Raw genomic sequence first — 10,751 nt, forward strand, 5'->3', positions numbered from 1 at the left:
CGGCAACATCGTTTCGTCTTATCTGGTTCCGGGGGCGGTCGGGTTATACGAGGTGATCTTCCAGGTAGCGACAGGTTTGACGGCGGATAATCTGACCACGCTCACCGTCGCGCAGGTCACTCACGTCAGTAACGTGGCTACCTTCGCAGTCGGGACCGCGCCATAGCGCGGCGCAAGAAACGGATAGTTTCCGCCGCGGCTTCAAGGCTAAGCTTTCGATATGCAAACGCAAACGGAAACCCCGCATGCCGAAAAGCTGGTCCAGTCGATTGCCCGCTATATCGAAGAGCGTGCCGGTGAGGCTGTGACGCTCGGCGAACTGAGCGCGGAGACGGGTTTGAGCCCGTTCCACTTGCAGCGCGTGTTCAAGAAAGCGACCGGCGTCACCCCCAAAGCGTGGGCGCGCGGATACCGGCTGAACCGGTTCCAAGCCGCGCTGAAAACCGCTCCGAGCGTCACCGATGCAATCTACGAAGCCGGCTTCGGGGCAGCCAGCCGCGCGTACGAGAACGTAGCCGCTGACCTCGGAATGAAGCCGGGATCGTGGCGGCGCTGCGGCGACGGGGTGGAAATCGCCTACGCCATCGCGCCCACGGAGTTCGGTTATCTTCTGGTCGCGACGACGGCCCGCGGCATTTGCGCCGTCCGGCTCGGCAACTCAGCGGAGGAACTCGAGTCCGGCTTCCACGGCGACTTTCAGCGCGCAACGCTCAGCAAAGACGATCGACTGAGCTTGCTGGTGGACCAGATCCTCGTCCTGATCGGATCAGACCGACCCTCGCCGCGCCTGCCCCTCGATATCCGCGCCACCGCCTTCCAGCAGCGTGTTTGGCAGCATCTGCAAACCATACCCCGCGGCGAGACGCGCACTTACTCGCAAGTCGCGGCGGAAATCGGATCGCCCTCGGCAACCCGTGCCGTCGCGCGCGCGTGCGCCACGAACCCGGTCGCGCTCGTCGTCCCTTGCCATCGCGTCGTCGGCGCGGATGGAAGCCTTACCGGCTATCGCTGGGGCGTCGACCGCAAGCGCAAGCTGCTGGCCATGGAGCGCGATGGGCTAAACGCGCCAGCCCAGAATGCCGTAGTCCAACCCGCCGAAAAAGCGATCGACAAAGTCCGCCGGTAGCGAGTTTAGTTCCGAGAAGCTCTCCTTCGCCGGCGAGAACATAAACACCTCAGTCTTTGCCAATCCGGATTCGCGCATGTAGTGGGCCAGCAGATCGCTCGGCACCGGCCGCGTATGTGTCGGATCCAGATAGAAGTAAGTCGCGAAGATCGCCAGGCACGCCGGATTGGGAGTCTCGATAGCCAGAATGCCGCCGCTTCGCAGTCGCGATGCACATAGTCGCACCATCTCCGGAAGCCGCATCGGATCCAAATGCTCCACCACTTGCGAACAGAAGATCGCGTCTTCCGATTGTTCAGGCAGCGCTGTCAACGCGGCAAACAGGTCGCCCTGCTCCACATCCAGCCCTTTCGAGCGGCAATAGGCCACGCTCTCCAGGCTGGCTTCCACACCCCGCGCCGGGATTCCGTTCTCGCGCATCAACTCCAGAAATTCGCCGCGCCCGCACCCCAGATCCAACACGCGCCCGATGTTCTGGAAGTAGGGAACATAAACCCGCTGATTGCTGCGCACGCGCTGTTCGGGGCCGCGAAAGCGCTCCGCAAACCACTCGTAATCGAGCGCGGGTGCGGCAGCCGCGGCGGGGCTCGGCGACGCGGGCTGCAGACGCTGACGGATGATGCGCAGTTCGCTGTGGATCAGCCGCTCGTACTCCTGGCGGATCTTCTCGAGGTCCGCCCATAGACGTTTCTGGATGTCCAGATTCGTGCGGTCCAGTGCTCCCAGATAATCGGCGTGTTGCGCGCGGGCGATGTCGCGGAAATTCGCCTCCATCAATGTTGCCCGATGATTGAATCCGGTCTGCAGATCGGCAATCGCGCGGAGGTGCTGCATCCGATGAATTTCGATGTCGCGTTCCCATCGCTGGCGCCACTCCAGCCAGTGCGAGCGCATATCGCCCAACGCATCCGCTTCGTTCCGGAGGGCAGCCGCATCCGCATGCAGGCGCCCGGCTCTCGTATTAAACTGCGCAACCAGCGACCCGACGGCCAGATTCAGGTCGTTCATCGCCTCGAGACTCGTTTCGACGCACGCCAGAATTTCACGATTGAAAACGATCTGGTCGCGAACGAACCACCCCAGCGAACGCGCCACCAGGCGTTTGACTCTCTGAATCGCCTGATTGACGAACCCGCCCGCTCGCGGGTTGACGCTTCCGATACTGGCGACCTTGGCCTGCGCGGCGTCGCGCGCATGCACCAACGGAAGCAGATCGGCTAATGGGATCGCGAAGGGCTCCGGAACGCCGCCCTCTATGGTTGCGCTCGCGCCCGGATAGCGCGCCCGGACGCGGTGACGAATGGCCTTCAGTAACTCGGCGATTTCGAGGCCCTGGACATCGTTCTGCTGTAAGTGCATCAGCGGCCCCGGCGCGGCTTGCTTGGTCTCTCGTAGCGCGCGGTAATGCGCGATTGCAGTCCACCGCGCGGCGTGAATTCGCCAACCAGCGTGGCCCACACCGGCTTCGTCGCTTTGACTACATCGGCGAGCAGGCGGTTCACCACGTTCTCGTAAAAGATCCCCAGATTGCGGTACTCCAGCGTGTACATCTTGAACGACTTCAGCTCGAGGCACAACTTATCCGGAACGTACCGGAGTGTGAGGCGGCCGAAATCCGGCAAACCTGTCTTCGGACAAATCGACGTGAACTCCGGAATCACGATCTCAATTTCGTAATTGGGGAACTGATTCGGCCAAGTCTCAATTTCGGGCAGCGGCGCATCGATCCCGGCGGCCGCATGCTCGTCGGTATAAGCACGTTTCATTTCGTATGTTCGACCGTAAGCGCTTTGAGTTCGGCCGGCAGCAGATTGAGGAACAACCCGACGTCGGTGACGACACCGATGGCCTGTCCGGTCCCGCGATCGCTTACCTTGGTGGCGACAGCCGGATTGATATCGACACAAACGATTTTCACCCAGCCGGGAAGCATGTTTCCGACAGCGATCGAGTGCAGCATGGAGCCCAGGCAAAGAACAATCCCCGCGCCCTGGAGTTGTTCGGCGTAGGCATCCTGCGCGGCGTTCATGTCGGTGATTGTGTCGGGAAGCGGCCCGTCGTCGCGCAAACTTCCCGCCAGCACGAACGGCACGTCATGGCGCACGCACTCGAAGAGGATCCCGGATTTCAGCGATCCCTTCTCCACGGCGCCGCGAATCCCGCCGGCGCAGTAGATCATGTTAATCGCGCGCATGTGATTGCGATGTCCATGTTCTTCCTGGCGGCCATCGCTTAGACGGACACCCAGCGACGTACCCAATAACGCGGCCTCGATATCGTGAACTCCCAACGCGTTTCCGGTCAGCAGCGCCGAGACCCAGCCGTTCCGAATCAGGTCGATCAGCCCCCGCGCGCCGCCCGTATGGACCACCACGGGACCGGCTACGACCACGATCTTCTTGCCGTCCTCCCGCGCTGCGCCCATCAGCGCGGCGGCCTGCTTCACCGCGGTCTCCACCTGGCGTTCGGACGAGATTCCGTTCGACATGAACGCGAACGAGAGGCGGTCGCGCTCCTTCGATTCCGGAATCACGCGAATCCCGCGCATGCCGGCCACGACGAGATCGCCGGCCTTGATATCTCTTAAACGCCGGCAGTAGGCCTGATTCTCTTTGACCACGATCAGCGCATCCATGCGCTGATTCTGCACGTCGATCCACTGGTTCCGGTGACGAACCATGGTTCGGTGGTTCGTTGTCGAATAGAAGTCCTCCGGCGCGCAGCAATCGTTGGAGATCGGTTTCAGGTGCGCATCGGAGTTGTCGACCGGCGCGCATCCGAGCGCCAGCAGCTGCTGGAGCAGGTGCTCCATCGAGGCCTTGTCGGGTGTTTCCACCTTCAAACGCAGGTATGACGAATCGCTGTTCGTGCGCCCGATCTGAAACTGTTCCACCTCAAAGCGGCCCTGATATTCGACCACTTTGTCGAAGATTTCCTCCATCAAGTGCGAGTCGATGAGGTGTCCTTCCGCCTCGACGACTTCGTGGTTCTGCATCAAACGCCAGTGTAGCTGAGCAAACAAATCGCCCAGGCGATGCCCGCGTCGGATACACTGATGCTCTAGAGACTCATGTGCGACCGTTGATCGCCGCCATTGCCGTGTTCGGATTTTCGTTCGGCTCGGCGGAGACCATTACCTTCGACTCGACCCGCATCGGCGCCATGCCGCCGGGTTGGAGTGTGTTTTCGAACAATTCGGCGAAACCCGGTCGCTGGCAAGTGGCGACCGATGGCACCGCGCCCAGCCGCCCGCACGTCCTGGCTCAGCTCGGAATACCGAAGGGCGCGGACTGCTACGCGCTGGCGCTCTTCAACCACAGCATTTTCAAGGATGGCGATCTCAGCGTCGACGTCAAGATCGTTTCCGGCAAGTTGCAGCAATCCGCCGGCGTTGTCTGGCGGTTTCAAGATCCTTCCAATTACTACTTCGCGGTAGCCAGCGCCGATTACAAGAGCGTCAGCATTTTCAAGAAGGTGAACGGCCGGGTATCGCTGCTGGCGCATGCGTCGGTGACGCATCCGGTGGACGACCGCGAATGGAACGTGATCCGCGTCAAGTTTCGCGGCCCCCGGATTCTTCTGTTCTTCGGCCATCGCAAGCTGATCGACACCATGGATAACACGATCGACGCGCCGGGCAAAACAGGGCTTTGGACGCGCGCCGACACGGTTGCTTACTTCGACAATTTCCGCATTGATCGCCGGGACTAACCGAACTACAGTGGGTACATGGCAAGTCCAGCCGGAGTAGTAACCGTCCCCAGCCCGTATTCGGTTCCCGAAACGCTTGATCGCCTTCAGGCGTCGCTCGCCAAGCACGGAATCAAGATTTTCGCGCGCATCGATCAGGCGGCGGAAGCTCGCGCGGTTGGACTCTCCATGCCGGAAATTCAACTTCTGATTTTCGGGAACCCCAAAGGCGGCACTCCGATCATGGTTGCGGAGCCGCTTGCCGCGCTGGACTTGCCGCTGAAAGCGCTGGCCTGGCAGGACCGTGAGGGCCGCGTGTTTGTCAGTTACAATGAGCCCGCGTACCTGGGCGAACGATTCAGTCTCAGCGCGGAACTGATGAAACCAATCGGCGGGCTCGGCAATCTGATTGAGCAGGTTCTCCGCTGAACGAATTAGTTGGTTTCCATGCATCAGACGCTTGATTTCGTACTCCGGCACGGATATCTGCTCATCTTCGTGAACGTGTTCCTCGAGCAGCTGGGATTTCCGATTCCCACGCAGCCGATCCTGTTAGCCTTCGGCGCGTTGGCGGGCGCGGGAAAGATGTCGTACCCGGCCGGGTTGGCTCTTGCCGTTCTCGCGGCGCTTGCATCGGATACCGTCTGGTATTGGCTCGGCCGCAACCGCGGCGCCGCCGTGCTTCGTCTCCTGTGCCGCATCTCGCTCGAGCCGGATTCGTGCGTCCGGCAGACGGAAAACGTCTTTCTGCGGTACGGTCCGCGCGCCCTGCTTTTTGCGAAATTCGTGCCCGGCCTGAGCGCCGCGTTTCCGCCGATGGCCGGCAATTTCCGGATGCCGCTGTGGAAATTCTGGGTGTTCGACGGCATGGGCGCCCTGGCCTGGGCGGGCGCCTACAGCGCGATCGGCTGGGTGTTCCACAGCCAGATCGACAATGTACTCGGCTGGATGCTGCGAGCCGGTTCGTGGATTATCGCCATCGTGTTAATCGCGCTGGCCGCTTATATTGCCGTGAAGTACATTGCGCGCCGCCGGTTTCTGCACCAGCTCTGGGTAGCGAGAATCGAAGTCGCGGAACTTCGAGCCAAACTTGACCGCGGTGAAGGAGTCGTCATCATCGATCTGCGCAAGCAAATGGAGCGGGATGAAGACCCCATGAAGATCCCCGGCGCGATTGCATTGAACGTCGGCGCGATTGAAAGCGGTCTGGCCGGAGTTCCGCGCGATCAGGACGTGGTGCTGTACTGCACTTGACCCAACGAAGCCTCGAGCGCCCGTGCGGCGCTCTTACTGAAGAAGCAAGGGATTAGCCGTGTGCGCCCGCTGGCCGGGGGCTTTCATGCCTGGCGTGAGGCGGGTTATCCGGTGGAGGCAATGGAGCTGGTGTAGCAGCCTGTGGTAGTAACCGCTCCGTAACCGTCGCGGCTCTGTAACATACTGTATTTACTGAGTCGCGCGTGTAAGCAAGAAAGGGGCCGTGCGGCGCCGCGCAGCCCGCTCCGAGCCCGACCGAAAGGGAGGGTCCTCCGCTGCCAGACCGTGTTGTTCCTTGGGAGCCGCGACGGTAACGGAGCGGTAAGTACCACGGGCTGCTTAGGTCCCAGCATACTCTAAGCTCTGTAGCATACTTAATTTTACTGAGCCGCGCGCGTAAGCAAGAACTAAGGGGCCGTCGGGCGCCGCGCAGCCCACTCCGAGCCCGACCGAAAGGGAGGGTCCTCCGCTGCCAGACCGCGTTGTTCCTTGGGAGCCGCGACGGTAACGGAGCGGAAACTACCACGGGGCTGCTTAGGTCGCAACATACTCTAAGCTTGCTAAGTCGCTTGAGGCAACTGCCGCGTTCCTGAAACAGTAGAATCCTAATTGAACAACTATGTCTGCTCTAAATCCATATGCTTCGTTCTTAGCGAAGTCAGATCCCATAACAGTGATTGAATCGACACCCGGAATACTCGCCGGGATCGTTGGAAGCCTCGACTCCGATATCCTGAACCGCGAGCCCGCACCCGGTAAGTGGAGCATTCGCGACATTCTCTGCCACTTAGCCGATACAGAAATCGCTTTCGGGTTCCGTCTGCGCCAATCCCTGGCCGAGCCGCACCATGTGATTCAGCCCTTCGATCAGGAACGCTGGGCTGCGCCCTATCCGAACTTGACCGCACATGACGCTCTCGACGCTTTCTCCGCCTCCAGAAAATGGAATGTCAGATTGATCCGAAGCCTTGCGAAGGACGCGTTTTCGAGAGAGCTTGTCCATCCCGAACGTGGCTCCATGACTTTCCAAACGCTGGTGGAGACGATGGGCGGTCACGACCTAAACCATCTCTCCCAGATCGAACGGCTCGCCGCCACGCGGTCGTGATTGCGTTTCATTGACCTCAATGGTTTCAGTCTGTGCCAACTCGACGGTGAGGTTCACTGACCGTGTGCCGACCGGGCGGGTTCGATGGCGGACTGAAGACTCCGCCTTTAGCGTGATGATCCCGGGTAGCTGTTCATTCATGCTCGGACCCCTCGATCTAAGTCTCGTCGTCAAATTGCGACACACTTAGGAACAACCGCATCAGCGCAAGTAGACCCGGCATGACCATCGCAAAGAACGCCACGATTTGTAGAGCAGGCATTGGGCGCGGTGTCATATACGAGAGGCCATAGAAGGCGTACACCATGACCGGCAGCGCAGCGAATAAGTTGCCGTTCACCGTGCCGTCGCGTTCCTTGCGCCAAAGCAGACCGGCCCCGACGTAGACGAGAAAGGTTGTCAGTAGCCAACCGAAGTAGTTTTGAAAGGGCACGCCAAAGTAAGAACCGCCGCGCTCCCAAATCCAGTTACCGGCGGCGGACATTCCCGGATCCATGATCGCGTCCCAAGCCGTCATGACAATGGCGGCGATGACGGCATAGCTGCAGATTCCCACGGCGGAATGAGCATCTACTCCACGAAGCAGCGCCCGGGCCACGATCCATGAAGGATAGATCATCATGAACCAAGCGAGGGGGATCAGGATAGGAACGTCCCCGAGCTTCGCGCCCAGCATCGCACTATAGTGATACGCGCCATAAATCCAGCCGGTCCGCACGCCAATCTCCTCCAGTAGGTAAGAGATGACGGCAGTCACCGCGAAGAACAGACCCGTTCGCTTCCAACCGATAGACGCGGCGCAATGAACAATGGAAAACGCAAGGAATACGAGCGTGAAACCGGTGTCGCCGAGCGTCGGAAGCTGCGTCCATGGACTAAGGCCGCCGGCCAGGATTATGTAGATCACGCCGCCGAAGAGTAGCCAAGCCAGGCTTTTCAACTGCCGATTCAATTCGCGTCCTCTCTCAACGAAAATACCAACTTGTTTAACATGCGTTGAGCCGCCCCAAAAATCTTATTATATGTCTTGACACGTATATGCCCAGCGGTGTATACCAGAAGCGTGGAGTCTGTTTTTGAAATCATTGCGGAGCCGAACCGCCGAGCGATCTTGAGCCTCCTGGTCTCGTCCCAACAATCGGTTGGAGAGATCGAGCGCCAACTTCGTATGCCGCAGCCGGCCGTGTCCAAGCACCTGCGGGTGCTGCGAGAGGCCGGTTTTGTGGAATCCAGGGTGGATGCCCAGCGCCGCCTTTACCGGCTGACGCCGGAGCCCCTTCAGGAGATCGACGCCTGGCTGGCTCCGTTCCGCCGGTTCTGGTCCGCGCATGTAGATGCTCTTGAACGCCACCTCGACCGGATGGCTCAACAACCATCAACCAAATCACCACCAACCAAAGGCAAGACAACGAAAAAACGACGCGGCCCAAACCGCGAACGACGTAAAGGAGAAACGAAATGAAAATCAAGGTGACCAGCATATACGTGGACGACCAGGACAAGGCCCTGCAGTTCTATACGGACGTACTGGGCTTTGCCAAGAAGGCCGATTTTAGTCAAGGTCCCTATCGTTGGTTGACGGTAGCGTCGTCCGAGGAGCCGGACGGCACGCAGCTCCAGCTCGCGAAAAACGACAACCCCGCGGCCAAAGCGTATCAGGAGGCGATTTTTCAGCAGGGCCAACCGGCGGCCATGTTCTTCACGGACGACGTCAAGGGGGACTATGAGCGGATCAAGGCTCGCGGCGCGGAGTTCACCATGCCGCCTACCGACGTGACCGCCTCGACCATCGCCATGCTGAAGGATACCTGCGGCAACCTCATTCAGCTTACGCAGCTGGCACACTACTAAGGACACGCTATTAGGTACACCACGAAATGATCACTCGCGGAGAGTACAAGCCGGGTCCCGCCAGCGGGGCTCAGGTACGAAAGGGCGGCGACAAGTGGTCCCTCATTCTGGTCAGGGAACTGCACCACGAGCCGGAAAAGGTCTGGCAGGCACTTACCGATCCGGTGCATCTTCGCGAGTGGGCGCCCTTCGATGCCGATGGGAATCTGGGTACGGTTGGAGCCACGGTGAATCTCACCTGGGTGGGAACCGGCAGGCCGCTGGTAACAACGGTGACGCGCGCCGAAGCTCCCGAGTTGCTCGAGTACGGCGATATCCGGTGGGAACTGGAAGGCTTCGGCGGCCGCACGCGCCTGACGCTGTGGCACAACATCGATCGCCGCTTCATCTCCTGGGGAGCCGCGGGCTGGCACATTTGTTTCGATGTTCTGGATGGTCTTCTCAGCGGAACTCCAATTCCACGCATGGTTGGCCCCGAGGCCATGAAATCCGGGGGCTGGCAGCGATTGAACGAGGAGTACGCCAAGCAATTCGCCGTTGAAACCTCCCGGTTCGGCGGCTAACCCCGCGAAGAGTTGAAGGCTATGAGGATGAACCCTATGAAATCGACTTCGCAGAACGCGCGACTGCACTTACGGCAGTTTCGGACTCGTCTCTACAGGAGGTCCCATTGAACTGGAATAAATGGATGCGGCAGAGCCACCGCTGGCTGTCAATTGTTCTTACAGCAGCCATCATTTTCAATGGCATTGCCGTTGCGGTGAAGAAGTATACGAATTGGATGGGGCTGATGGCGGTGCTCCCGCTATTTTTGCTTCTATTTACAGGTCTGTACTTGTTCTTCCTGCCGTATGTCGCCAAGTGGCGCCGCGGGCGTACATGAAACGACCCGCTCCGGTTGAATCTCCCTCTGCGTTGATTGATCAGAGGATCAATGAACTTGGGGACTGGCGCGGGAAGACGCTCGCGAAAGTCCGCGAAATCGTGCACAAGGCAGACCCTGAGATTATCGAAGAGTGGAAATGGAGGGGGACGCCCGTTTGGTCTCATGCCGGTATTGTCTGCACGGGGGAGGCCTACAAGAATGTCGTCAAGATGACATTTGCCAAGGGAGCTGCGTTGAAGGACCCGTCAGGTCTATTCAACTCCAGCCTTGACGGGAATGTCAGGCGAGCCATCGACATTCATGAAGGGGAGAAGATTAATGTGGCGGCCTTGAGAGATCTCATCCGCGACGCGGTGGCGCTCAACCTGGCGACCAATAGTAAGGTCAGGGCCCGGCGGGCGGGTAGTAAGCGGGCCGAGTAGGTTCATGAAGATATCGGCCTTCGCCGTGTGTCTTCCCGGTGACCGTTGCCACGCCCGGCCGTGCACTGCGCTCGCCGGAGCCCCATTTGAGACGCGGCACACGAACACTCCAACTAAGGCTGAAGCTACCGAAACGAGCGTCTCCATCGCCGGTAGGCCCGTGACTTCAGGGATGGATGTGGATGCGCCCCGCTTGGTAACCGCCGCACTTTCTTTTAAGGCGTCCGCAAGCTCGGGAACCCCTTCTGCGATAGAGTAGTTCGAATGCAAGATGGGCACAGTAAGACGACTATCATTAGCATGGCCGTGATCGCTTCTGCGATTGCAACACTGCTGCATGAGGGGGTCGGACATGGTCTTCTCGCATGGTTAAGGGGCGATATTCCAACGGAGCTTACCAGCAACCACCTTTCG

At 59.7% G+C, this 10,751-nt stretch carries 14 protein-coding genes; 10 read left to right on the forward strand and 4 right to left on the reverse strand.

The annotated features are described in order from the left end of the window. Positions 1-220: 220 nt before the first annotated feature. A complete protein-coding gene (locus H1Y01_RS10750) occupies positions 221-1,126 on the forward strand; it encodes a bifunctional transcriptional activator/DNA repair enzyme AdaA (protein ID WP_180540519.1) in 906 nt (301 codons plus the stop codon). Here the strand turns inward: H1Y01_RS10750 and H1Y01_RS10755 are convergent. From H1Y01_RS10755 to H1Y01_RS10765, 3 genes are read right to left on the reverse strand one after another with little or no spacing between them, the layout of a single operon-like run. After that, positions 1,058-2,485, reverse strand: coding sequence for a class I SAM-dependent methyltransferase (locus tag H1Y01_RS10755; RefSeq protein WP_180540520.1), 1,428 nt, complete (start codon positions 2,483-2,485; stop codon positions 1,058-1,060). The two genes, H1Y01_RS10750 and H1Y01_RS10755, sit on opposite strands and share 69 nt — an antisense overlap. Beyond that, the gene (gene queF, locus H1Y01_RS10760) at positions 2,485-2,892 is read right to left on the reverse strand and encodes a preQ(1) synthase (RefSeq protein WP_180540521.1); all 408 of its coding nucleotides are present in this window, start codon (positions 2,890-2,892) and stop codon (positions 2,485-2,487) included. Before queF ends, H1Y01_RS10755 begins: the two co-directional genes overlap by 1 nt. After that, complete coding sequence (locus H1Y01_RS10765; protein WP_180540522.1) at positions 2,889-4,121, reverse strand: TIGR00300 family protein; 1,233 nt, start codon at positions 4,119-4,121, stop codon at positions 2,889-2,891. The genes queF and H1Y01_RS10765 overlap by 4 nt, the downstream gene beginning before the upstream one ends. Before the next feature lie 77 nt (positions 4,122-4,198). On the opposite strand from H1Y01_RS10765, the gene H1Y01_RS10770 reads away from it, so the two are divergent. The 4 genes from H1Y01_RS10770 (at position 4,199) to H1Y01_RS10785 (ending at position 7,178) form a co-directional block, all read left to right on the forward strand. Further along, positions 4,199-4,837: a family 16 glycoside hydrolase gene (locus H1Y01_RS10770; protein WP_180540523.1), complete on the forward strand. Its 639-nt coding sequence runs from the start codon at positions 4,199-4,201 to the stop codon at positions 4,835-4,837. 18 nt (positions 4,838-4,855) lie between these two features. After that, entirely contained in the window at positions 4,856-5,245 is a 390-nt protein-coding gene (locus H1Y01_RS10775) for a DUF302 domain-containing protein (RefSeq protein ID WP_180540524.1), read from the forward strand. 18 nt (positions 5,246-5,263) lie between these two features. Next, positions 5,264-6,070: a VTT domain-containing protein gene (locus H1Y01_RS10780; protein WP_180540525.1), complete on the forward strand. Its 807-nt coding sequence runs from the start codon at positions 5,264-5,266 to the stop codon at positions 6,068-6,070. 673 nt (positions 6,071-6,743) lie between these two features. Continuing rightward, a complete protein-coding gene (locus H1Y01_RS10785; RefSeq protein WP_219341451.1) occupies positions 6,744-7,178 on the forward strand; it encodes a DinB family protein in 435 nt (144 codons plus the stop codon). A gap of 157 nt (positions 7,179-7,335) precedes the next feature. Here the strand turns inward: H1Y01_RS10785 and H1Y01_RS10790 are convergent, their stop codons facing one another. After that, a complete protein-coding gene (locus tag H1Y01_RS10790) occupies positions 7,336-8,118 on the reverse strand; it encodes a carotenoid biosynthesis protein (protein ID WP_180540527.1) in 783 nt (260 codons plus the stop codon). Between the two features lie 123 nt (positions 8,119-8,241). On the opposite strand from H1Y01_RS10790, the gene H1Y01_RS10795 reads away from it, so the two are divergent. The 5 genes from H1Y01_RS10795 to H1Y01_RS10815 all read left to right on the forward strand — a co-directional run bounded on the left by H1Y01_RS10795 (position 8,242) and on the right by H1Y01_RS10815 (position 10,337). Continuing rightward, positions 8,242-8,640, forward strand: a complete 399-nt coding sequence (locus H1Y01_RS10795; RefSeq protein ID WP_180540528.1) for an ArsR/SmtB family transcription factor — start codon at positions 8,242-8,244, stop codon at positions 8,638-8,640. Then, a complete protein-coding gene (locus H1Y01_RS10800) occupies positions 8,637-9,029 on the forward strand; it encodes a VOC family protein (protein ID WP_180540529.1) in 393 nt (130 codons plus the stop codon). Before H1Y01_RS10795 ends, H1Y01_RS10800 begins: the two co-directional genes overlap by 4 nt. A 26-nt stretch (positions 9,030-9,055) precedes the next feature. Then, positions 9,056-9,592 carry an SRPBCC domain-containing protein gene (locus H1Y01_RS10805; RefSeq protein WP_180540530.1) on the forward strand — a complete coding sequence of 179 codons (537 nt, stop codon included), beginning with the start codon at positions 9,056-9,058 and terminating at the stop codon, positions 9,590-9,592. Between the two features lie 125 nt (positions 9,593-9,717). After that, the gene (locus H1Y01_RS10810) at positions 9,718-9,912 is read left to right on the forward strand and encodes a hypothetical protein (RefSeq protein WP_219341452.1); all 195 of its coding nucleotides are present in this window, start codon (positions 9,718-9,720) and stop codon (positions 9,910-9,912) included. Further along, positions 9,909-10,337, forward strand: coding sequence for a DUF1801 domain-containing protein (locus H1Y01_RS10815; protein ID WP_180540532.1), 429 nt, complete (start codon positions 9,909-9,911; stop codon positions 10,335-10,337). The genes H1Y01_RS10810 and H1Y01_RS10815 overlap by 4 nt, the downstream gene beginning before the upstream one ends. Positions 10,338-10,751 lie beyond the last annotated feature (414 nt).

The organism is Nevskia soli (assembly GCF_903970205.1).
Classification (GTDB): domain Bacteria; phylum Acidobacteriota; class Terriglobia; order Bryobacterales; family Bryobacteraceae; genus Bog-113.